Origin of the sequence: Archaeoglobus sp. (assembly GCF_017656475.1) — an archaeon.
In the GTDB taxonomy this organism is placed as follows: Archaea; Halobacteriota; Archaeoglobi; order Archaeoglobales; family Archaeoglobaceae; genus Archaeoglobus.
Window position 1 is genome coordinate 69,083 of record NZ_JACDNT010000003.1, and the last position, 21,878, is coordinate 90,960.

The following is a 21,878-nucleotide window of genomic DNA, read 5'->3' on the forward strand; positions in this document are numbered from 1 at the left end:
GAATGAAGGAGAAGGCTATTGTTGGAATGGCACTCGATCCTCAGTATGCGAGGTTCATCTACAACGAAACGAATCCTGATGATGTGATGAGAAAGCCCGAAGCGATTGACGACATGGTAGTTCTTGATATGAGTTACGGAAATTATGCTGGACTGTTTGCCTCTTCAATTCTTGCAGAACTTGGGGCTGAGGTTATCAGGATTGAGCCGCCTGAAGGAGATATCGCCAGAAAAATGACCCCCTACGGCATAATGGTCAAGGATGCAGGGCTTGCCTATCTTACAGAGGGGAGAAACAAGTTCCATGTTACCTTGAATATTGAGAGTGAGGAGGGGAGAGGCATACTAAAAAGGCTGGTAAAGAAAGCGGATGTGCTGATAGAGTCATTTAAGCCCGGATACATGGATTCCCTCGGCGTTGGCTACAGACAGCTTAGGGAAATCAATCCAGGGCTGATTTACTGTGCGGTCAACACCTATGGGCAATTCGGAAAGGATGCAAAGGAGCATGCATCTCAGCCCGACTACGACCTTGCAGATCAGGCAAGGGGAGTGATTATGTCGGTTACTGGAGAGCCGGAGCTTGATCCAGAGGTGCCAGATGAGTACAAGAAGCCCCTAAAACACGGAAACTGGATGGGGTGGTATGCTGGTGGAGCTTGGGCGGCTTTTGGCATTCTCCTAGCAATGTTTTACAAGAGAAAAACGGGCAAGGGCCAGATGATCGATGCCGCCCCGCCTGAGGGTATGCTTGCGATTTCGAACTATTTAATGCAGTACTTCCACCTGACGAAAAAGAAGATGGTAAGAGCTGGCAACTTTGACTACGCCGTCTTTCCGTACACCTACGTGAGATGTAAGGATGGCTACACCTTCATGTCTGGCTTTACTGATCCAAACTGGGCTGCTCTTTGTGAAATCATGAACCGTCCAGATCTGCAGAAGCAGTTCCCAACGATAAAGGAGAGGCTCACACCTGAGAACCAGCCAAAGATTCAGCACGAGATAGAGAAGTTCACGATGAACTACACTGCAGCAGAGCTTCTTGAAATCGTCACAGAGTACTCAAGGAGGCCAGACAAGAAGGGAACGGTTGTGACGGGAAGACTTAACGCTCCGAAAGAAGTTCTGGAAGTTGAGCACTTCAAAGTCAAGAGAATGTTTGTAAAGCTCAAAGATCCGCACTACGGAGAGGTGCTGGTTCCAAACTCTACACTGAGATTTATGTCGAAAACACCTGGGAGGGTAAAATGGGTCTGCAGGCCGATTGGTGCTGACAATGAGTATATTTATGGAAAGTATCTCGGTATATCTGGTAAGAGGCTTGAGGAACTAAAAGAGAAAGGAGTCGTTTAATCTTATTTTTTTTTGAGGTGGTGAAAAATGGGCTTTATCTGGCACCCTCCAAAGGAGCTGGTTGAAGAGTCCAACGTTAAGGCTTTCATGGATGCTGAGGGCCTTTCTGACTACAAACAGATGGTAGAGAAGTCCACTGAAGACATAGAGTGGTGGTGGAGCAAAGCAGTGGAGTGGCTCAACGTTGAGTGGTTCAGGCCTTACGAGAAGGTCTACGACATGTCCAAAGGAATTGAGTGGACGGACTGGTTCATCAACGGCAGAGTTAATGCTGCCTACAATGCATTAGACAGGCACAGGAAGAAGAGGAACAAGCTTGCATTCATCTGGCAGGGAGAGGATGGGGAAGTAAGGAAATACACCTACCTTGAGCTCTACAGGGAGGTGAACAGGCTTGCAAATGCTTTAAAGGCTTACGGAGTGAGCAAGGGGGATGTTGTGGCTCTCTACCTCCCCATGTTCCCTGAAACCGTTGTTACACTTTTCGCGGCAATGAAGATAGGAGCTATTGCGATGCCGATATTTTCCGGCTACAGCTCTGCCGCAATTCAGACGAGACTTGCAGACTCGGATGCGAAGGTTGCTGTTACAGCAGATGCCAGCTACAGGAGGGGCAGACCTGTCCCATTGAAGCCGGAGCTCGACAAAGCCCTAGAGGGAACGAAGGTTGAGAAAGTTGTTGTGGTGAACAGGGCAAACACTGAGGTGGAGATGAAGGAGGACAGGGACGTTTTCTGGGATGAGATTGAGGAGAGCAGCAAGTGCGAGACTGTTGAAATGGATCCAAACGATCCTGCATTGCTGCTCTACACCTCAGGAACTACCGGTAAGCCAAAGGGTGTTGTGCTATCCCACGCGGGAGTGATGCTGCAGAGCAGCAAGGAGATATTCTTCAACATGGACTTAAAGCCTGAAGACGTCTTCCTCTGGATTACAGACATTGGCTGGATGATGGGGCCCTGGCAGATAATAGGCTGCCAGCATCTTGGTGGCACACATGTCCTCTTTGAAGGCGCTCCTGATTATCCGGAGAAGGACAGGATATGGGCGATGATCGAGGAGTTTGAGATAACTCAGCTCGGCGGTTCTGCAACAGTCTACAGGCTGCTGAAGAGGTACGGAGATGAAGCGGTCAAGCAGCACGATCTGAGCAGTTTAAAAGCTACAGGCAACACTGGAGAGCCGATAGATCACGACACGTGGATGTGGCTGCTGAAGGTTGTTGGAGAGGAGAGGTGTCCAATCATAAACCTCTCAGGTGGAACTGAGATTTTCGGTTGCTTCCTTCTCCCATCACCAGCTATGCCACTTAAGCCCACAACACTCGGATATCCGGGTCTGGGGATGGATGTGGATGTGTTTGATGATGCTGGCAATTCTGTAAGGCAGCAGATTGGTTACTTGGTCTGCAAGAAGCCTGCTCCTTCAATGACAAGAGGTTTCTGGAGAGATCCTGAGAGATACATAAAGACCTACTGGAGCCGGTGGAAGGGAGTGTGGTACCACGGAGACTGGGCCTACGTTGATGAAGATGGGTTCTGGTTCCTCTTTGGAAGGGCAGATGACGTCATAAAGGTTGCAGGAAAGAGGATGGGGCCTGCGGAGATAGAAACCATCGTCAACTCCATTCCTGCTGTTCAGGAGTCTGCGTGCATCGGAGTTCCGCACGAGTTGAAGGGAGAGGTTGTTTGGGTATTCGTCACTCTGAAGCCCGGCTACTCTCCATCCGAGGAGCTGGAGAAGGAGATCATTGACAAAATCGTCAAAGAATTCGGTAAGCCGTTCAAGCCTGAAAGAGTCGTCTTCGTCCCCGATCTTCCGAGGACGAGGAGTGGAAAGATAATGAGAAGGCTGATAAAAGCGGTTGTTGCCAGACAGGAGCTTGGTGATACCTCTGCTTTGGAGAATCCGGATTCGCTGGACAAGATAAAGGAGGTTTTGGGGTGATATTGTGGATATTGAGAAGTTTATTGTACCAAAAGAAACCTGGCCTGAAATAATAATCCCCGATGAGGTGCAGGAATATATCGGGGATAGGAAGGAGCTTAACTTGGCTGAAGAGCTGCTCGACAAAAACGTCAAAGAGGGGAGAGGAAGAAAGGTAGCGGTTTACTTTGAGGACAGAAGAGTTACTTATAGGGACATCTACAGGTTGAGCAACAAGATTGCCAACTTCCTTGTTGGAATTGGGGTCAAACCATACGACAGAGTTGGATTCAGAACAAGAAACATGCCCGAAGCCATCGCGGTAAACCTTGGTATAATGAAGGCCGGAGCAATTCCCGTACCGCTCAACCCGATGTGGGCCGGGAAGGAGGTTTCATTTGTCTCGAACAATGCCGAAATAAAAGCCTTGTTCGTTAGTGGCGATGAAAGGGTTTTTCCAGCGGTAAATGAGGTCAAGGATGAGCTAAAGACTGCCAAGGCACTGGTCGTTATGGACGGTGAGAAGGAGGGCTTTATACCATTATCGGAAGTTATGGCGGAGAGTGCAAAATTCGATCCTATTCCGCTAAAAATCGGGACTCCGGCCCTGATTCTATACACTTCAGGAACCACCGGTCTGCCCAAGGGATGCGTGCACTTCGTGGAGAACGTTATCTCATCTGTTTACCTCGTTGGAAAGTACGTCTGGAAGCTCACTCCGGATGATGTGGTTGGTGGCCCAGCTCCGGTCAGCTTCGCAATGGGTTATGGCAATGGCTGCCTCATCCCTTACTTCCACGGTGCTGCGGCAAGCATCTGGCCGAGATTCAGTGTTGAGAACTTCTTCAGATATGTTGAGGAGCACGGCATCACCGTGTTCTCATCCCTGCCAACATCATACAGAATGATTCTTGCTGATCCAAAGCTGGAGGAATACATGCAGAAATACGATATAAGCAGCCTGAGGCTTTTCACAGGTGGCGGAGAAGCTCTGGGTGCTGAAACAGCAAAGAGATGGAAGGAAGTGTTCGGCATGGATATATACGAGTCTCTTGGAGCAACGGAAATGCTTCACATCTGCATCGCCAATGCCTGCGCTCCTAAGCCCGTTGCAGGGAGCATAGGCTTCCCCGTGCCTGGGTATATAGCCAAAATCGTTGATCCTGAGACTGGAAAGGAGTGCGGGGCTGATGAGGTAGGAAATCTGTATATCAAGGGCCCAACAGGAATCAGATACTGGAATCATCCGTCAAGAGACTTGCAGGAGAAGCAGGCGAAAAGCGTAAAGAAGGGATGGAATGTCCTCGGCGATTTCGTCAGAAAGGACGAAAACGGATATATATACTTCGTTTCCAGAGATGATGATCTAATCAAGTCCAGCGGTTACAGAATAGGCCCGGATGAGATAGAGCAGCCGTTGAACACGCATCCAGCAGTTGCCGAGTGCGCAGTGATTGGTGTTCCCGATCCCGAGGGTATAAGGGGTCAGGTGGTGAAGGCAATAATAAGGCTCAAAGAAGGTTATCAGCCGGATGATAAGCTCAAGGAAGATATCCTTGCCTTCCTTGAGAAGCACATCGCCAAATACAAGCTTCCGAGGATAATTGAGTTCACAGATAAGCCACTGCCAAGAACACCCACCGGAAAGTTGCTCAGGAGGTTGTTGAAACAGAGTTCTTAGTCTTTCTTTTATTTTTTGAGTTTGAACTTGCGTGACTTTAAACCACTCTTTCTGCAGTAATCATTGACAGGCTCAAGATGATGCCTGAGTAGGCTACAACAAACAGGATTCTTTCGAAGTCAAGAAAACCTTCAAGAGCGGCATTAACGGCCACAACTGTTGAGTTGATAAGGGGGAAAATTACGGGAAAAAGCATAACCGGGAGGAGCATCTCTCTCGCCCTAGAATGAGAAAGCAAGGGAGATAGGGAGGTGATGGTGACTGATAAAGCAGCATTGCAGATGGCAAAGGCGGTGAATGCAAGGGCAAAGTTACCTTCAACATCGAAAAGAGCGTAGCAGATAGGAAAGATGAATGTCTGGACGGCAAGCATTAGGAAGAGGTTGAAAACCATTTTTCCGGCAATTATCTCCTGAGGAGTTAGGGGTGAAGCCTTCAGCCCCTCAATCGTGCCTGAATCGTATTCTTTGAGAAAAGACGCTGAGTAGCCGAGCATTCCTGTTAGAAAGAAAATAATGAGGAGTAAAGGGGAAAATATTCTTCCTGGCTCCGTAATTGATGCGCTGAAAAGGAAAGCTGCAGTAAGGCTGAAGAGAAGCATTAAACTTATGTTCGACTTGTTTTTTAACTCAAGCCTCAAATCCTTCTTTGCAAGTTCAAGAAACCTCATTTAGTGCCTCCACAGCCTCTTCAAAACTATTTCCGTTGTAAAGGAGCTTTCCATTTCTCAAAACTATAAATGTATCACAAATTTTTGCCTCCTCAAGATTGTGGGTTGTGAAAAGCAATGTTCCGTTAAAACTCTCAGCAACATCCAGAACCTTTCTTCTAACTGCTAAATCAAGTCCCGACGTTATCTCGTCGAGGATGAGCAAATCGGGGTCGTTTATAATAGCTTTTGCAAGTGAAACTCTCTGCAGATAACCTCTGGACAGCTCATTGACCTTGGCGTCAAGGTAATCCGAAAATCCAAACCTATCCGCCAGCTCCTCTATTTTTCGCTCTTTTCCGTAAATTTTTGCGTAAAATTTTAGATTCTGCCCGACAGTGAGTTCACCGTAGAGCATGGGGTTGTGAGTGGCAATGCCAATTCTTTTTCTTGCATCTGGAGATGTAGAGGGATCTTTCCCGAAAACCCTCACTTCTCCTTGAGTAGGCTTGAGTATTCCTGCGATTATTTTGGCAAGTGTGGACTTGCCAGCACCGTTGTAACCTAATACGGCTACTTTTCCTGAATTTACCTCAAAATTTATGCCTTTCAACACAGTTTTCCTTCCGAATCGCTTTGAAAGACCTCTGACTTCAATCATAACTAGTCCAGAACGCCCTTAGCACTCCTGTAGTCATTACTACTCTTTTTTAAGGCTTTTTTCAGAGATAGGGCAATTGCCTTGACAGCAGCCTCCATTTTGTGGTGTGAGTTCTTTCCTTTCACGCTGAGGTAAACGTTAAGCCCCGCGTTTCTGCAGAGAGTGTCGAGAAAGTGCAGAAAATCCTCCTCTTCCATCTCTCCATCTCCAAACTCCCCATCAACCACAAGTACACCTCTTCCGCTGAAGTCGAGACCGCAGATAGCAACGGCATCGTCCATTGGAACTATCGCGTCACCGAACCTCTCCAAACCCTTTTTCTCCATCTCAGCCAGAGCTTTGCCGAGCAAAATAGCAACATCCTCTATGATGTGATGCTCAAGGTCTCCTCTAGCCTTCACCTTCATCGCAATCCCGGAGTGTCTTGAAAGCGTTTTCAGCATGTGGTCGAGAAATGCAATTGAGGTGTCAACCTCAGTCTTTTCTGTACCCAAAGTTACAGCAACTTCAGTCTCTTCAGTTTTTCTGCTAAACTTTTTCATACTCCACCTTTATTGCTTCCTCAAATTTAAGCTTTTTAGTGTATAAAGCTGAGCCGATTACAACTCCAGCCGCTCCAGACCTTTTGATGAACCTGATATCCTCAACGCTCGTTATACCGCCAGCAACGTAAACGGGATTCCTTAGAGCCTTGACGACCTCTACAATCTTTTCTCTCTCTATCCCTGAAACAAGACCCTCAACGTCGATGTTTGTGTAGAGGAAGGAGACTTTGAGGTCGTCGTAAATTTTTGCCAGCTGAATTGGAGTTAAGCTTGCAGTCTCTTTCCAGCCTTTAACCGCAGCTTTTCCTTTTTTCGAGTCTATGGCTATCATGACCCTTCTCTCCCAACTCTCTGCAAATTCTCTAACCTCATCTACTTTCTCTACCGCAAGAGTCCCGAAAATAACCCTCTCCACACCCAGATCTAAAAGTCGCTCTGCGACCTTGAAATCCCTTATTCCTCCGCCTACCTGCACCTCTGCAAATGAGACAATCTCCGCAATAATGTCCTCATGCCTCATCTTTCCCTGAAAGGCACCGTCGAGGTCGATTACATGGAGAACCTTCGCCCCCTTCTCCACCCAATTTTTTGCTACTTCTACCGGATTCTCCGCTTCAAAAGTTACCTCATTCTCCTTTCCCTGTCTCAATCTCACAACTTTGCCATCCTTGAGGTCAACAGCAGGAATTACTCGAAACATTGAGGAAAATAAACAAGAAGAATTAAAAAATTTGGTGTTATTTGATGCAGATTACAGGCTGCTTTGCGTGCAGAATTACGTGTTGAGCAACACTTCCGAAGAGGAGCTTTCCCGCCGGCCTTCGTTTTCTGACGCCGATGATGATTATGCTCGCATCAACCTCATCCGCAAACTCCACTATGTCCTCTTCCGGCTCCTTTCCTCTCACAAGAAGGTGCTTTTCGGCCTCGACACCTCTGCTCTCGGCCAAGCTGGCGACATAGTCCAGCAGCCTCTCTCCCGCCTCGATTTCCTTATCGCTCGTTTTGTCCCCTCCGTAGAGAGAGTGGACGAACAGGAGTTTCTCTCCCCTCAGCTTCGCCTCTTCGATGGCGAAATCTACGATTCTCGGTGTTCTCTCGGAGTGATCTACCGCAACGACGATTGCCATACTCACACCCCCAAATATGCTCTCTTTACCTCCTCACTCTCCTTGACCTCATCAACCGTTCCACCGAAGGCTATCTTGCCTTCATGCAGGATGTAAGCGTAATCTGAAATTTCGAGGGAGGCAAAAACATTTTGCTCGACAAGCAGAATCGTCAAACCCTCGTCTTTCAGCTTCAGAATAGTTTCAAAAACCTCCTTCACGAGCTTTGGTGCTAAACCCTGACTCGGTTCGTCCATGAGAATTAGATTTGGTGATGTCATCAGCGCTCTTGCTATCGCTAGCATCTGCTGCTCTCCACCGCTTAGCGTTCCTGCCTTCTGGCTCTCTCTCTCCTTAAGTCTGGGGAATAGTGAATATACGAGCTCTAAGGAGTCCTCAAACCTCTCTTCTGCCCTCTTGAGGTAAGCACCCATGTACAGGTTGTCCTTAACGGTCATGTTGGGGAACAGGTGTCTGCCTTCCGGTACGAGCGTCATGCCCAGCTCTACTTTCTTGTGTGGTGGCAGAAATGTTATGTCCTGTCCAATGTATTCTATTCTACCGTTCCACGGCTTCAACGTTCCGAAAATCGTTTTCAGAGTTGTGCTCTTCCCAGCTCCGTTGGGGCCGAGAATAACCGTGATGCTCTTTTCCTTCACCTCAAGGTCAATGCCCCAGAGAACCTGCATCTCTCCATAACCGGATTGGAGGTCAGTAACGTTCAGCATGTGATCACCCTATTTTCAGCTTTTCACCCAAATAAACTTCGACAACCTTTGGATGGTTGAGGACCTCCATAGTTGGCCCCTCTATGAGCTTACTCCCCTGATGCATCACAACAACCCTCTCAGCAAACTTCGTTATGGCGTGCATTAAGTGCTCGACCATCGCTATTGTAGCTATATTCTCTTCCTCTTTAACTTTGTTTATCAAATCCAGTATTCTGTTTATATCCTGCGGATTCATTCCAGCAAGGAGTTCATCGAGAAGCAGAAGTTTCGGTTTCATTGCCAGCGCTCTCGCAAGCTCCATGAGCTTCTTTTCGAGAGGCGTTAGTAGCTTCGCCTCCTTTTCCCTTAACTCGTAAATTCCAACCATTTCCAGATACCTGTCCGCCATTTCGAGAGCCTCATCAACTCCCGCATTGGCTCTTCCAAACATCGCTCCTATTGCTACATTCTCCCTCACAGTTGCCGAACCGAAAGGCCTCGGAACCTGAAAGGTTCTCGCTATGCCAAGCTTCGTCCTCTCATGAGCCGGGAGATTTGTGATTTCCTTGCCTTCGAAGAATATTCTTCCTCCATCTGGAGCGTAAACACCGCTGATAACGTTGTAGAGAGTAGTCTTTCCGCTTCCGTTTGGCCCGACAATTCCAACCTTCTCTCCCTCATCGATTTCCAGGCTGACAGAGTTCACGGCAACGAGCCCGCCGAACCTTTTTGTAACTTCCTCAAGCTTAAGGAGCATCAAATCACCTCACGAACTTCTCGAATCTTGTACCTCTTGCAGCTTTGGCCAAATACCCCACAACGCCTTCAGGGAACAGAAGAATTACAATTATCAGCAATGGAGCCAAGATGAGAAGCTGCATTCCCGGAAATGCTATGGTAAGGTAGTACTTCAGCAGAGCGTAGATGAGACCACCAACAACCGGGCCAAGCAGAGTACCCGCACCACCAAGCATCACTATGACTATTGCCTCAACAGTGTAGTTTATAGCAAACACATCCTGCGGAAACACGTAAGTCAGCTTCAGCGTCCAGGCTGTGGCTCCAATCAATCCAGCAAGTATGCAGCTTATCACAAACGCTATCTGCTTGTATCTTCTGACGTTTATACCCATAACCTTGGCGGCATCTTCATCTTCTCTAAGGGCTATCAGCCCGTATCCAAGACGACTGTTGAGGATGTACATCGTAATTATTCCTGAAAGGATGGCCACAACAATCAACCCGGCATCAGCGAACACCGTCGAGAGGAACCTCATCGTCTCTGCCCCGTAAGCTTTTCTGAGAATACCTGAGAGGACTATACCGCTTGAACCACCCCAAATCTTTCCACCAAGAATCAGGTACTTTATTCCCTCATTCACACCGATTGTGGCAATGGCAAAGTATGCTCCCCTAAGCCTCAGAGCAATTCCTCCCACGACCATTGAGACGATGAAGGCAAGCAGTATTGCGAGGATGAAGCCTAAAGTCAGCGCCGGAATTAAACCTAAGTCAGTGTAATACCCAAGAGCCACGGCCATTCCGTAAGCACCCACACCCAGCAGTGCAACGTAGCCGAAGTTTACGTAGCCAGTCATGCCGAGGAAGATGTTCAGGGCTTGACCGACGGCAATGTAGAAGATTACAAGCATTATCGGCTGCCACATTCCCTGAATGCCCTGACCTATGGCTATCATCACCGCGTATATCAACAGCAGAGTCACAAGGGGCGTGTAGTTCCTCATTTATTCACCTCCAAGCAATCCTGTGGGTTTGACCAGCAGGACGAGCATCAGGACAACGGAACTCAGGAACCTGGTAAGGCCGAAAGGCTCTACTCCAGGTATAAGCCCGAGTAATGTGTAGCTACCGTTCTCTATAAGTCCGAAAATAAACCCTGCGTAGAAAGCTCCCCACGGTGAAGCAAGCCCGCCGAGAACGGCGATGACGAATGCCTTGAGCGTGTACTCACCGCCCATATAGACGTTAATTCCGACCGGTGTAAAGAGCGTAACAAGAACTCCGCTAAGCACCGTAAGCCCAATTCCAAGTGAGAAGCTGAGCGCATAAATTCTGTTGACATCGATACCGCACGTCGTTGCCCCCTCTCTATCCTCAACAACCGCCCTCACTGCTTTTCCAATTTTTGTTTTTCTGAACCACACATAAACAACTGCGGCAATCACTATGCTCGAAGCAAATGCCAGGAGCTTTGTAAACGGCACTTCTGTAAAGAGCATCGACACTCCACCGATTTCCCAGCTGTAGCCCACGTAATCTGCCCCCCAGATCTGCTTTGCAAATTCCTCGATGAAAATTCCGATAGCAAACATCGCAAGCAGTGAGGCGAGTTCAGGAGCATCTACAAGTCTTTTCACAACCAGCATATATATTGCCAGTCCAATGGCCATACCCACAGCGATTGCCAGGAAAAGTGAGATCAGTGGAGGGATTCCGTAAAGTATGAACATCCAGTACGCGATAAATGCACCCACCATTATGAAAGCTCCATGACCGACGTTTACTATCCTTAGCACTCCAAAGATAAGGCTGAGACCCATTGTTGCCAGTCCGTAGACTGAGCCGAGTATGGCTCCGTATAAGAGGTTTGAAATAAGCTGCTCTACAAAAGCCATCCAACCACCTTAAAAAATTAAAAAATTTTAAAGTTTTTTAACTTCCGCAAGTAGCTCCACCTTCCTTCTCATCCCAGGTTGGCATCGGATAACAAGGCTCGGCGTTGGCAGCGCTTTCAGGCCACACAATCTTCTTCTCTCCGTTCTGCCACTGTATTATGACCATCTCGTGTCCAATCTGCTTCCCTGTCTCGGGGTCAATCTTCCAGACACCATAGATGCTCATGAACTCGAGGTCGTTCATAGCCTCTCTGACCTTCGCAGGGTCAAGGCTCTGGGCCTTCTCTATAGCCTTTGCATAGCTCAGAACTGCTGCTGCAGCTTCAGCGGCCTGATATGGTGGCTCTTCTCCCATGGCCTCCTTGTATGCACTCAAAAACTCCTCCTGTGTCGGGCCGTACCACTCAATACCGAGCTTTTCAGCAGCTTCTGGGCTGTATTTGACACCAACCTCCCACTGTGCTGGCCCAGCGATTCCTTCAGCCTTGTTTCCAAGTGCCTCGTAGAATGATGTGAATGTCGGAGCAACAAGGATTGAAATCGCTTTCAGGTCTATCTTAAGTTCAGCAAGCTGCTTTGCGAGGAGCTGCCCGTCAGCAAAGTGCCCTCCACCAATGAGTACGTCTGGATTTGCCGCTTTCAATTCATTGAGAATTGGCGAGAGGTCTGTTGCACCAGCCGGATATGTCTTCTCATAAACAATTTCGAAACCGAGCTGCTTCGCATACTCTCTTGCCGCTTCATGGACTGCACGTGAGAATTCGCCATCCTCGTAAACCAAGGCCAGTCTCTTTGCATTTGGATCTTTAGCCTTCACCATGTCGAGGAATCCCGTCTGGTATCTGCTTGCTGGGCTCAGAGTCTGCACAACATAGTAGTAGCCCTGCTCGAAGATGTAGTCACTCGCACCGCCGTGGCTGTTCAAAAGAACCTGGTATTTTTCGGCAATCGGCGCTGCGGCAAGCGTGAGCCCTGAGCTGTAAGGTGCGAGAATGAACTTTACCTTATCAACAGTTGCAAGCCTTTCTATGAGGCTCTGCACGTTCTCTTTCTTCGACTCATCATCATACGCCTTGATCTCAATCTTGTATGTTACATCTCCTACCTTAATGCCTCCGTTCTCGTTTATCCACTTAGCTGCTATTTTCATTCCTTCAAGCGAAGCTTTACCCTCCTCGGCAAACTTGCCGGAGAGGCTTATTGGTGCTCCGAAATACAGGGTTTCAACCTTCCCCTCACCACTTGGCGCTGGAGTGGTGGGTTGCTGCTGCTGAGCACAACCCAGTATCAAGGCTGTTGATACGACCAAAATTGCCACCAGCAACCATTTACTCTTACTCACATTTTCACCTCCTACATTTTTTAACATGAATATCAAAAAAATTTATCTTTAAAAATCTTTTCATTTTACCGTCCATGCACTGGATTTCCATCACACCACACTCTCTTCCCTCAAACTCTCGATTTCATCTCTGGCGTAACCCAGCCTTTCCAGAATTTCCTCCGTGTGCTCACCAAGCCTCGGTGGTCTTCTTACATCAACCTCAAAGCCTGAGAACTTCACAGGGTTGTTGAAAAGCTTGATTTTTCCGAGCCCCGGATACTCAACATCGACAACAGTCCTTCTGAATTTGGTTTGGGGGTGTTCAACAACCTCCTGTATGGTGTTCACAGCTCCACACGGCACACCGGCTTTGAGCAGTATTTCTATCCACTCATCTCTCGGCTTCTCCTTGAACTTCTCGACGATGATTTTCTCAAGCTCCTCTCGATGTTTCAACCTCTGCTGATTTGTGGCGAATCTCGGGTCATCAAGAAGCTCTTCCAATCCCACAGCCTTGCAGAACTCCTTCCAGTGCCACTCTGTTGCGACAACAACGTTGACGAGCTTTCCATCTCCAGCAGGATACGGCTCGTAAGGCGTTGCGAGGAAGTACTTTGTTCCCATTCTCAGCTCTTCATCTTTCATGCCCTCAACAATGGCCATGTTCATCAGGTTCAGCATCATTGTCACTGCACAGTCGAACAAAGAGACGTCTATCTCCATCCCTTCCCCTGTTTTCTCTCTCCTGAGAAGGGCTGCCAGAACCGCATAGGCTCCATACATCGAAGCCAGCAGGTCCGTGATGGGGACGTTAATTTTGCAGGGGGTTTCTCTTGTCCCGGTGTAGCTTATTATCCCAGCCTCACCCTGAATTAGCTGGTCAAAAGCCGGTCTTTCCCTGTAAGGTCCATCCTGACCGAATCCCGAAACGTGGCAGTAGATGATGTCGGGATTAACTTTCTTCACTGCCTCGTAATCAACTCCGAGCTTACTCACAACTCCCGGAACAAAGTTTTCGATGATAACGTCAGCCTTCTCGGCCAGCTTGAAGAATATCTCCTTGCCTTTCTCTTGCTTTAAATCGAGCGTCATCGATTTTTTGTTTCTGTTGACCACCCCAAAATAGAAGCTCAGGTCGCCCCTTATTGGAATCCAGTGCCTCGCCAAATCGCCGACTTTCGGTCTTTCGATGTGTATAACTTCAGCCCCAAGGTCGGCCAGCAGAGTTCCTATGTAGGGCCCTGCAACTGCCTGCCCCAGTTCGAGGACGAGCAGGTTGTTGAAGGGCTGGAAGGCCAAAGTATCACCTTAACTCCCTTCTAAATGCCTGGTAGCCTGTAATCGCCCTTCCGAGTATTAGCGTGTGGATATCGTCAGTCCCCTCGTACGTATAGACTGACTCGATGTTCGCCATGTGCCTTATCGGGGAGTAGTCCAGGCTTATACCATTCGCTCCCAGCATCTCTCTTGCAGTCCTGGCACAATATCTTGCCACCCTAACATTGTTCTTCTTCGCCAGGGAAATCTGTTCAGGTGTCGCTTTTCCTTCATCCATGAGTTTTCCGAGTCTCCAGCACAGCAACTGCCCCTTTGTTATTTCAATGAGCATTTTAACAAGCTTCTCCTGAACGAGCTGGAAGGATGCTAAAGGCGCCCCAAACTGCTTCCTTTCTTTGGTATAGTTCAAAGCGGTTTCGTAGCAGTCCATTGCCGCCCCTATCGCTCCCCAGGATATCCCGTATCTGGCCTGATCCAGGCAGCTTAGCGGTGCCCTCAACCCCCTCGCGTTGGGCAATCTGTTCTCCTCAGGAACCCTGCAGTTTACTAAACCAATTTCACCTACTCCACCTGCCCTCATTGACCCCTTCTTTGTAAGAGCGTGCTGCTGGAATCCCTTCATTCCCTTTTCTACAATGAATCCTTTTATTTTGCCGTCGTCAACATCCCTCGCCCATACAACGGCTATATCCGCAACATCTGCCTCAGTAATCCAGGTCTTAGTTCCATTTAGGATCCATTCATCGCCATCTCTTTTCGCGGTAGCTTCCATACTGCCAGGATCGCTTCCGTGGTTCGGCTCTGTAAGGCCGAAGCAGCCGATGATCTCACCGCTGGCGAGCTTTGGCAAATATTTGTGCTTCTGCTCCTCACTTCCGTACTGCCAGATTGGGTACATCACCAGTCCAGAAGTAACAGCAACAAAGCTCCTCAGAGCGCTGTCGACTCTCTCAACCTCCTGGCAGATTATGCCAAAAGTTGTGTAGCTCATTCCAGGGCAGCCGTACTCTTCAGGAATGAAGGCTCCTAGCATTCCAAGCTCTCCGAATTTCTTTCCGAGTTCGTGGAAGTTCAATGGCTTCTCCTCATGCCATGCGTCCGCAACAAGCGAGACAACTTCGTTCTCAAGGAACTCTCTTACTGACTGCCTCACAAGCCTGTCCTCGTCGCTCAGAAGCTCGTCAACATTGTAAAAGTCCACTCCTCTGAACATGCTATCACCTTTTTTCTGTATTTACCATTTTCAATTTTCACGCTTAAAAATATTTCGGAAAAAGTTTGCCAATAAAAATGAAGGACATAACGCACTAACAAGTTGCCACAACGAAATTCGGCACTAAAGCCACAATATGAAATTTGGAGGTTATTCGAAGAATTGTGAAACTAAATAAACCACAATAAAGCTTTAAATTTGCTTTTAAAGCCTCAGATTCGAAAGTTTCGTTATATTTTTCAGGGTTGAAGCTTAGACTGGTGATGCGAGATGTTGAGGAAGTTTGGTAGACTGGCTGGAGTGCTGGCGTTGCTGGTGCTGGTTGCACCAGCGGTGATGGCGGCTGGAAATGGAGGAGAGGATTTAAAAAATACAGCAAACCTGTTTGAGAGAGTAAGGGACTGGCACAGGTTTGGGATTGTGCTGAACAACGACACGTTTGACGAGGCAAAGAACCTCGGCGTTTCTATGGTCGACTTCGGCATCGCCTCGCTTGAAAGCATTAAGAGTAGGCTTGAGAACAGCAACCTGAGCATGAAGGAAGAGATAATTGATGAAATAAATGAGCACATTACAGACCTAATCAATGCAAAGGAAGAGATTGAGGATGCTGAGACTGTCGAGGAGCTCAAAGAGGCGATGAAGAATGCAAGGGAGGTTTGGAGAGATGCAAAGGTCTCACTTCAGAAAAGCATAATCATTGCGGTGCTCGACAGGCTTGAAACCTTCGTTGAGAAAGGGGACAGGCTTGAAACCTTCGTGGAGGAGAAGATCGCAGAATTTGAGGAGGGGGGAAAGGACACAACACTGCTTGAAAACTGGCTCGAGAACTACAGTGATCACAGAGATATGGCTCTGGGCAGAATAGCAGAGGCTAAGGAGAAAGTACTCGAAATAGAGACTCCTCAGCAGGGATTTGAGGCGGTGAAAGATGCAAGAGAGGCGGTCAAGACTGCAATGCAGCACAGCAAGGAGTGCGTTGAAGATCTGAGAGAGATAATCAGGTTAATTAACCAGTACGGCGATGCGGAGGATGCTGAAGAACTAATGGAAGTTGTGGAAGAGGTTGTCCAAGAGTAAAAAATTTATTTTATTTTTCTTCCTTTCTTCTTGACAAACTCGTTTTGAGTACTGGATGAATGCAGCATTGAAAGTTGGTATAATGGGCTATCCTTCGCCAGAAACTCATGATCCGGAAACTCGCTTAATATCTTTAAAGAGAGTTTGCTACTGAAGTACAGCGTAATTGCTGCTGTAAAATTACATTGCTGAGGAAGCCTCGAAACATTTAAAGTTCAAGATTGTGATTATAATAATAACGAGGTGAGATGTTGGAGATTGCCTTCGGTGACCTTTCAGAGGAGACTGGGGTTAACTCGGAGGCAAGTCTTCAGAAAGCCGACCACACTATCATGCGCAAGGCAGCCAAACGTGGATGTCCTGCCATGGTAAACAAAATGCAGCGGGATGTTGCTGATCGGCTTGAAAAGGATAATCGAAAGTGCGGGGTGACAGCGTGGCATCAGTGAGGTGGAAGTTCGTAGTAGCGATGGGGCTCACGATCTTGGTAATGGCATTGGTATCAATGGCCCTTGCAGTCTTCACTGTGTCGAATCTATCGGAGGAAATTGGAGAGAGAGTGCTGGAAGAGAAGGTTGAACTGGTCAAAAACGCGCTGGACAGAGAGGTAGAGGAGCTTGATAAGATTTGTATGGACTGGGCTTACTGGGATGACACTTACGAGTTCATTCTCAACAAAAATAAAGATTATATAGAGGCAAATCTCGTTAACGAAACTTTCGTCGACATCGAGGTTAACTACATCATATTCGTCGACAGACAGGAAAATGTGGTCTGGGCGGGAGCTTACGACTGGAAAAACGAAACTCCGATGGAGATTCCCGGAGAACTCTACGAGTTCGCCGAAAGTGTTAACGGCGAAGTTAAAGGAATTGCGGACTTCGGCTCTCCCACCTTTATCGCTGTGAGGGGTATCCTCCCCAGTAACGAGAGCGGTGAGGCGAGAGGGTGGCTTATCTTCGCCAGAAAGGTTTACGATGAGGAGATCTCAGCATTAACAGGTTTTCCGGTCCACATCGTGGGTCCAAGAACCACTACGCTCAGTCACTCCCACAACGGTAACGTTGCGGTTCTCGTGCCGGTGAGGGACATGCGAGGAGCTACAATCGCAAATGCTATGTTCTCAGTATATCCCTTCTGGCTCGAAATTTCGTCCGATTCGATTAGAATTGTTCTGGTATCTGTGGTCATTACGTCCTCAGCCTTGTCTATTGCAGTCATCGCAATGCTGGACAGGGAACTTCGGAGAATTTTGTCAGTGGGTGAGTTCTTAAAAGGACTCAAGGATGTCAGAGAGAGAATCAGCGTGACAGGAAACGATGAGATCTCCGAACTGGCGAAAAACGTCAATACTCTTCTCGAAAGGATAGAGAGGTACACACAGGAGATGAAGTCACTAAATGACACTCTGTCTTTTATGAACAAAATACTGAGGCACGACGTGAAGAACAAACTTGCGGCAATCTCTATCCTCGCGGAACTGGGGTCGGAGAGTGGAGAAAAGGAGTACTATGACAAAATTCGTCGGACTTGTAATGAGATTGTGAGGACATTAAACAGAATGCGAGATTTGGAGGACAAGGAGGGAGTTAGGAGTTTAAGGCTCAGTGAAGTTGTAAGGGAAGTGATGGATGGGTATGATGTGGAGTGGAACTGGAAAGGTGATGAGGAGATTGCAGTCTTGGCGGACTCTGGACTTTACACAGTCGTCGATAACCTCGTCCACAACGCCATAGCTCATGGAAAGACGAAAAGAATTGATTTTGAGGCAGTTGATAGAAGAAAAACTGTTGAACTGAGAGTTAAAGACTACGGTGTGGGAATCCCGGAAGAAGTAAGGGACAGGATATTTGAGGAAGGATTCAGCACGTCCGGTAGCACCGGACTGGGATTGTTTATTATCAAAAAGCTCGTGGAGAGATATGGAGGAAAATTGACTTTTGAGAACGATACAGATGGGGCAGTCTTTATAGTTGAGCTGCCCAAGGGTTAGAAGGCTAGTGCTCTTGCTGGCTAACAAATAAAGAGAAAATTATTTCTTCCTCCTCTTCTTATCCTTCTCGTCCGCATCCTCAATCCCTCTCTCCGTAACTTTGAAAATGGCCTCTCCTTCCGGCAAGTGCGGTGAGTCGATCAGCCTTGCGATTCTGAGATCCTCCTTGCCCTTCTTGAGATAAACTCTGAAGGTTGCTGTGTGTGCTACTATATGCCCTCCTACCGGCTTCGTTGGATCTCCAAATAACACGTCTGGCCTCGCCATAACCTGGTTTGTAACAACAATTGCGGCGTTGTAAAGCTCGCCGAACTTCATCAGGTCGTGCAGATGCCTGTTCAACTTCTGCTGCCTGTCAGCCAGAGTTCCCCTGCCCACGTACTCTGCTCTGAAGTGGGACATGAGGGAGTCCACGATTATGAGCCTCACAGGTCTCCCATCTTTCTTTAGCTTCTCGGCCAGCTCCTTTGCGTTATCGACGAGAAGCATCTGGTGGTTGGAGTTGTAGGCCTGAGCGACGTAGATGTTTTTCAAAACCTCATTCCCATCGAGCCCCTTAGCTTCAGCCATCTGGATTATCCTCTCAGGCCTGAAGGTGTTCTCAGTATCTATGATTATAACAGACCCCTCAAGTCCACCCTCATCTTCTGGAAGCTGAACGTTCACAGCGAGCTGATGGCAGATTTGCGTCTTACCACTACCGAACTCACCGAAAAACTCCGTAATGGACTGAGTCTCAACTCCCCCGCCCAGCAATTCGTCAAGGTCTTTACTTCCGGTAGTTATCTTCTTCACAGATTTTCTCCTTTCAAAAACCTTATCTCCGCTCTCAAATCCACCTATGTTGGCCAACTTTCTTGCAGCCTGGATAATCTTTACAGCATTACCTTCAGTAATTCCCCCTACATTGGCGAGTTCTGAGGGTGAAGCTACAGCAACAGCCTCGATTGTTGAATAACCAGCATCTCTAAGCTTTCTTGCTGTTTCAGGACCAACTCCGGGAATATCCTCAAGCTCAATAATCTTTGTTTCTTCGTTGCTCTCTTCGCTCATTGCCTTACCTCATACACAAATCCATTAAATTTTTTTGGTCTCAATCTACCTTGGGAGTGTCGTCGCACGATAAAGGACATGTGGAAAGAGTCGTTAAAATCGCCCGATATATAGCTGAAAAAGAGGGGGCAAGGCTGGATGTGGTTTTAAAGGCTGCGGAGCTACACGATATTGCGAGGGATTATCCAAATCATGCATTAAAGTCCGCCGAAATCGCAAGGGAGCTTTTGAAGGGTTGTGATGCAGAATTTGTGGATGCCGTCTGCCACGCCATCGAGGCTCATTCCTTTTCAGGAAATGTGAGGCCGAAAACGTTGGAAGCCAAAGTCCTGAGTGATGCAGACAAGCTCGACGCGATGGGGGCTGTTGGTGTGGCAAGAGCTTTTCTCTTCAGCGGTGAAAAGGGGCGAAACATCGAGGAGACCTTAATTCACTTCGAGGAGAAGCTTCTGAAACTGAAAGATATGCTTTACACAGAAACGGCAAGGGAGATTGCCAGAGAGAGGCATAAATTCCTCGAAGAATTTTACCGGCAAATTAAAAAAGAATTAAATGAGTTTGAATCCGAATAGGACGCTGAACACTACGTAGGCAATGGCCAGCATTACGAAGGAGTGCTTCGCACCCGCACTCAAACTGCCCTCTCCCATAACTCCTGCAACCATTCCGGCAAAGATTCCCTGAAACACTGCCGCGTGCAGGAATATGTTTCTGTAGAGTGTGACATCAACACCCTGCAGCATCTGGAAGCTCTGCCCCGTCGCCTGAACTTTCGCAGCACTCTCGGCGAGAGTTGACAGGAATGTTGATGAAATGATGTAAACTATGCCGATGAAGACGAAAAAGGCTATGTAGACTATAATCACGTACATGAACATGTTTGTCATCCTCTCCCTCCTCAGAAGTTCAGCACTCGTGGCATCCTTTGCTGATATCATCAGAACCTCTGTGACGTTTCCAGTAGATTTCAACGCCTCGTTGAGCAGCGCCATCGTCCTTGAAATCTCGAATATCTTTAGCCTGTTGGCAAACCTCACAAGCGCATCCGAAAGGCTGATTCCCCAGTCGAGGTCTGCTTTTATTTTCGCTATTTCCTTTCTCAGCGGGCTGGTATCGGTTTTTGCTATCATCGTAATTGCTCGGTAGATGGGCATACCGCTCTCGTTGGCTGAGGCAAGCTTGCTGAGGAAAATCGGTGTCAGGCGCATGTATGTCTTCACTCCCCTCCTGCCGAGCTCGAAGAAGAATGCAAAAGGAGCGAGCACGACCATTAGAGATATGAAGATATAGTCATCATAGGAGAAGAACCAGTTCTTCAAATCCATGCCCGGGATGTAGGGGTTTGCCAGCATCCCGTAAACCAGTATTATGATGGCTGCGGGAATCGTGAATGCAAATGTGTAGTAAGGATTCTCCACGATGAGTCTGAATGGATTCCGTAGCTTCTTTTTGAGCCTGTATCTACCCACCTTCTTCTCAACCTTTTTCTTTTCATCCGGGTCAAGTTCTGACGACCGCCTGATGTAGAGATACCTTTCTCTCAGCGTCGGGGCTCTACCTTCCTCTCCGGGAGTTAATAGCTTGATGAGCATTGCGAACATGAAGGATCCGATAGGAATTACGAAGTAAATAATTGAGAACAGTGCAACCTCGTTGGTCTGTCCCATAACCGACATGACTGTTTGAATAATTATAAGGAAGAGAGGGCCTGCGACAAATGCGGTGATGTATGTTTCCGCCATCAATCCGAGAAACTCAAGGAAGCTCTTCTGATCCTGCCTCGCCCTCTCAAAGTAGAACTCTGCCCTCTCCTCAAAATATCTTGTGACATCACCACCGCTGTCAATTATTGTGATGAGCCCGTGCAAGAACTCCTTGAAATTGTCGGATGGTGTGGTATCTACGGCCTCAGCCAGAGCTGTTCTCAAGTCCTTGCCCAGCCCCTCAACCTCCCACAGAATTCTCGAAGCCTCCTTTGAAACCTCTCCGTAAACCTCGTGGTTGTCTGCAAGAGCTTTGAGGATCTGAACAAGACTCATTCCTCCCTTGCTTAGAGAGTACATGAAGGTGATTGCATGCGGAAGGACTCTGTTGATCTTGCTCTTCCTGTCGCTTATAACGGTTGAGGGGTAGATCGCAAAGATGAGATTTCCGATGTAATATAAAACCAATGTTATGCCTATCGCCAGAATGCCGGCATAGACAAAGGGGCGGTAGAACAGCCAGTAGGTTGCGATGGGTTCAGGAAGGCGTACGTTGAAGAATGGGGGCACACCAACGTACTTAACGAGTATAAAAGCTGCAATCAATCCTATAATCGCACCTATTACTCCAAAAAGGAGCGAGAACATTCTTGCAGTGGCTATGTACATTTCAGGAGGCATCGAAATCATGGCTTTTTTCAAAGACCTCTCAAGTTCGAAGTACTTCGGTTCATTCTTTGCAATCTCTTTCTCAAAAAGCCTATATCCTATGTAAGTTAGCCTGTTCGCCTCTTTAAACATCTTACCCCTCCTTACCCTTCGAAATTGCCTCCATAATCTTATCCGGCTTTGTCTGGTAGGTGTGAATGATGTTGCTAACTCTCTTGAAATCCCTTATGTTGTGTTCCAGCATAAACTCCAGCACTCTCTTCCTCCTCTCCAGCTCCTCATTAAGCTCCCTA

At 47.7% G+C, this 21,878-nt stretch carries 21 protein-coding genes; 7 read left to right on the forward strand and 14 right to left on the reverse strand.

Annotation, left to right across the window (positions count from 1 at the left end):
* Positions 1-2 precede the first annotated feature (2 nt).
* From H0Z19_RS01555 to H0Z19_RS01565, 3 genes are read left to right on the forward strand one after another with little or no spacing between them, the layout of a single operon-like run.
* Positions 3-1,355 (forward strand): CoA transferase, encoded by a 1,353-nt coding sequence (locus tag H0Z19_RS01555; protein WP_290723139.1) that lies wholly within the window; start codon positions 3-5, stop codon positions 1,353-1,355.
* 27 nt (positions 1,356-1,382) lie between these two features.
* The gene (locus H0Z19_RS01560) at positions 1,383-3,302 is read left to right on the forward strand and encodes an AMP-binding protein (protein ID WP_290723141.1); all 1,920 of its coding nucleotides are present in this window, start codon (positions 1,383-1,385) and stop codon (positions 3,300-3,302) included.
* 4 nt (positions 3,303-3,306) lie between these two features.
* Complete coding sequence (locus tag H0Z19_RS01565; RefSeq protein ID WP_290723143.1) at positions 3,307-4,962, forward strand: acyl-CoA synthetase; 1,656 nt, start codon at positions 3,307-3,309, stop codon at positions 4,960-4,962.
* 37 nt (positions 4,963-4,999) lie between these two features.
* Here the strand turns inward: H0Z19_RS01565 and H0Z19_RS01570 are convergent, their stop codons facing one another.
* From H0Z19_RS01570 to H0Z19_RS01625, 12 genes are all read right to left on the reverse strand, one after another.
* Positions 5,000-5,632 (reverse strand): heme exporter protein CcmB, encoded by a 633-nt coding sequence (locus H0Z19_RS01570; protein WP_290723145.1) that lies wholly within the window; start codon positions 5,630-5,632, stop codon positions 5,000-5,002.
* Entirely contained in the window at positions 5,619-6,272 is a 654-nt protein-coding gene (locus H0Z19_RS01575; protein WP_290723146.1) for an ABC transporter ATP-binding protein, read from the reverse strand. The genes H0Z19_RS01570 and H0Z19_RS01575 overlap by 14 nt, the downstream gene beginning before the upstream one ends.
* Positions 6,273-6,274: 2 nt before the next feature.
* Positions 6,275-6,814, reverse strand: a complete 540-nt coding sequence (locus H0Z19_RS01580; RefSeq protein WP_290723148.1) for an imidazoleglycerol-phosphate dehydratase — start codon at positions 6,812-6,814, stop codon at positions 6,275-6,277.
* Positions 6,801-7,517, reverse strand: coding sequence for a 1-(5-phosphoribosyl)-5-[(5-phosphoribosylamino)methylideneamino]imidazole-4-carboxamide isomerase (gene hisA, locus H0Z19_RS01585; RefSeq protein WP_290723149.1), 717 nt, complete (start codon positions 7,515-7,517; stop codon positions 6,801-6,803). The genes H0Z19_RS01580 and hisA overlap by 14 nt, the downstream gene beginning before the upstream one ends.
* Before the next feature lie 37 nt (positions 7,518-7,554).
* The gene (locus H0Z19_RS01590; protein ID WP_290723151.1) at positions 7,555-7,947 is read right to left on the reverse strand and encodes a universal stress protein; all 393 of its coding nucleotides are present in this window, start codon (positions 7,945-7,947) and stop codon (positions 7,555-7,557) included.
* Between the two features lie 2 nt (positions 7,948-7,949).
* A complete protein-coding gene (locus H0Z19_RS01595; RefSeq protein ID WP_290723154.1) occupies positions 7,950-8,654 on the reverse strand; it encodes an ABC transporter ATP-binding protein in 705 nt (234 codons plus the stop codon).
* Positions 8,655-8,658: 4 nt separating this feature from the next.
* Complete coding sequence (locus H0Z19_RS01600; protein ID WP_365892190.1) at positions 8,659-9,396, reverse strand: ABC transporter ATP-binding protein; 738 nt, start codon at positions 9,394-9,396, stop codon at positions 8,659-8,661.
* Position 9,397: 1 nt separating this feature from the next.
* Positions 9,398-10,381 (reverse strand): branched-chain amino acid ABC transporter permease, encoded by a 984-nt coding sequence (locus tag H0Z19_RS01605; RefSeq protein WP_290723157.1) that lies wholly within the window; start codon positions 10,379-10,381, stop codon positions 9,398-9,400.
* Complete coding sequence (locus tag H0Z19_RS01610; RefSeq protein ID WP_290723159.1) at positions 10,382-11,272, reverse strand: branched-chain amino acid ABC transporter permease; 891 nt, start codon at positions 11,270-11,272, stop codon at positions 10,382-10,384.
* A gap of 37 nt (positions 11,273-11,309) precedes the next feature.
* Positions 11,310-12,614 (reverse strand): amino acid ABC transporter substrate-binding protein, encoded by a 1,305-nt coding sequence (locus H0Z19_RS01615; protein ID WP_290723161.1) that lies wholly within the window; start codon positions 12,612-12,614, stop codon positions 11,310-11,312.
* Positions 12,615-12,704: 90 nt separating this feature from the next.
* A complete protein-coding gene (locus H0Z19_RS01620) occupies positions 12,705-13,895 on the reverse strand; it encodes a CaiB/BaiF CoA-transferase family protein (RefSeq protein ID WP_290723163.1) in 1,191 nt (396 codons plus the stop codon).
* A 4-nt stretch (positions 13,896-13,899) separates the two neighbouring features.
* Entirely contained in the window at positions 13,900-15,087 is a 1,188-nt protein-coding gene (locus H0Z19_RS01625; RefSeq protein ID WP_290723166.1) for an acyl-CoA dehydrogenase, read from the reverse strand.
* 270 nt (positions 15,088-15,357) lie between these two features.
* Here H0Z19_RS01625 and H0Z19_RS01630 point away from each other — a divergent pair, with 270 nt between their 5' ends.
* From H0Z19_RS01630 to H0Z19_RS01640, 3 genes are all read left to right on the forward strand, one after another.
* On the forward strand, positions 15,358-16,167 hold the full coding sequence (locus H0Z19_RS01630; protein ID WP_290723169.1) for a hypothetical protein: 810 nt from the start codon (positions 15,358-15,360) through the stop codon (positions 16,165-16,167).
* A gap of 248 nt (positions 16,168-16,415) precedes the next feature.
* Complete coding sequence (locus H0Z19_RS01635) at positions 16,416-16,616, forward strand: hypothetical protein (protein ID WP_290723171.1); 201 nt, start codon at positions 16,416-16,418, stop codon at positions 16,614-16,616.
* Positions 16,604-18,160 carry a CHASE4 domain-containing protein gene (locus H0Z19_RS01640; RefSeq protein ID WP_290723173.1) on the forward strand — a complete coding sequence of 519 codons (1,557 nt, stop codon included), beginning with the start codon at positions 16,604-16,606 and terminating at the stop codon, positions 18,158-18,160. The genes H0Z19_RS01635 and H0Z19_RS01640 overlap by 13 nt, the downstream gene beginning before the upstream one ends.
* A gap of 39 nt (positions 18,161-18,199) precedes the next feature.
* Here H0Z19_RS01640 and radA read toward each other — a convergent pair whose 3' ends face one another.
* Positions 18,200-19,213 (reverse strand): DNA repair and recombination protein RadA, encoded by a 1,014-nt coding sequence (radA, locus tag H0Z19_RS01645; RefSeq protein ID WP_290723175.1) that lies wholly within the window; start codon positions 19,211-19,213, stop codon positions 18,200-18,202.
* 56 nt (positions 19,214-19,269) lie between these two features.
* Between radA and H0Z19_RS01650 the strand changes: the two genes are divergently transcribed.
* A complete protein-coding gene (locus tag H0Z19_RS01650; RefSeq protein WP_290723177.1) occupies positions 19,270-19,785 on the forward strand; it encodes an HD domain-containing protein in 516 nt (171 codons plus the stop codon).
* Here H0Z19_RS01650 and H0Z19_RS01655 read toward each other — a convergent pair.
* Positions 19,762-21,717, reverse strand: a complete 1,956-nt coding sequence (locus tag H0Z19_RS01655) for a type II secretion system F family protein (RefSeq protein WP_290723180.1) — start codon at positions 21,715-21,717, stop codon at positions 19,762-19,764. The genes H0Z19_RS01650 and H0Z19_RS01655 overlap by 24 nt on opposite strands.
* Positions 21,718-21,878 lie beyond the last annotated feature (161 nt).

What these genes read in the sequence shown, in the direction of transcription:
- H0Z19_RS01555 (WP_290723139.1), top strand. Translation starts at nt 3, where the DNA reads ATGAAGGAGAAGGCTATTGTTGGAATGGCACTCGATCCTCAGTATGCG.
- H0Z19_RS01560 (WP_290723141.1), top strand. Translation starts at nt 1,383, where the DNA reads ATGGGCTTTATCTGGCACCCTCCAAAGGAGCTGGTTGAAGAGTCCAAC.
- H0Z19_RS01570 (WP_290723145.1), bottom strand. Translation starts at nt 5,632, where the DNA reads ATGAGGTTTCTTGAACTTGCAAAGAAGGATTTGAGGCTTGAGTTAAAA.
- H0Z19_RS01575 (WP_290723146.1), bottom strand. Translation starts at nt 6,272, where the DNA reads ATGATTGAAGTCAGAGGTCTTTCAAAGCGATTCGGAAGGAAAACTGTG.
- H0Z19_RS01580 (WP_290723148.1), bottom strand. Translation starts at nt 6,814, where the DNA reads ATGAAAAAGTTTAGCAGAAAAACTGAAGAGACTGAAGTTGCTGTAACT.
- hisA (WP_290723149.1), bottom strand. Translation starts at nt 7,517, where the DNA reads ATGTTTCGAGTAATTCCTGCTGTTGACCTCAAGGATGGCAAAGTTGTG.
- H0Z19_RS01590 (WP_290723151.1), bottom strand. Translation starts at nt 7,947, where the DNA reads ATGGCAATCGTCGTTGCGGTAGATCACTCCGAGAGAACACCGAGAATC.
- H0Z19_RS01595 (WP_290723154.1), bottom strand. Translation starts at nt 8,654, where the DNA reads ATGCTGAACGTTACTGACCTCCAATCCGGTTATGGAGAGATGCAGGTT.
- H0Z19_RS01605 (WP_290723157.1), bottom strand. Translation starts at nt 10,381, where the DNA reads ATGAGGAACTACACGCCCCTTGTGACTCTGCTGTTGATATACGCGGTG.
- H0Z19_RS01610 (WP_290723159.1), bottom strand. Translation starts at nt 11,272, where the DNA reads ATGGCTTTTGTAGAGCAGCTTATTTCAAACCTCTTATACGGAGCCATA.
- H0Z19_RS01625 (WP_290723166.1), bottom strand. Translation starts at nt 15,087, where the DNA reads ATGTTCAGAGGAGTGGACTTTTACAATGTTGACGAGCTTCTGAGCGAC.
- H0Z19_RS01630 (WP_290723169.1), top strand. Translation starts at nt 15,358, where the DNA reads ATGTTGAGGAAGTTTGGTAGACTGGCTGGAGTGCTGGCGTTGCTGGTG.
- H0Z19_RS01635 (WP_290723171.1), top strand. Translation starts at nt 16,416, where the DNA reads ATGTTGGAGATTGCCTTCGGTGACCTTTCAGAGGAGACTGGGGTTAAC.
- radA (WP_290723175.1), bottom strand. Translation starts at nt 19,213, where the DNA reads ATGAGCGAAGAGAGCAACGAAGAAACAAAGATTATTGAGCTTGAGGAT.
- H0Z19_RS01655 (WP_290723180.1), bottom strand. Translation starts at nt 21,717, where the DNA reads ATGTTTAAAGAGGCGAACAGGCTAACTTACATAGGATATAGGCTTTTT.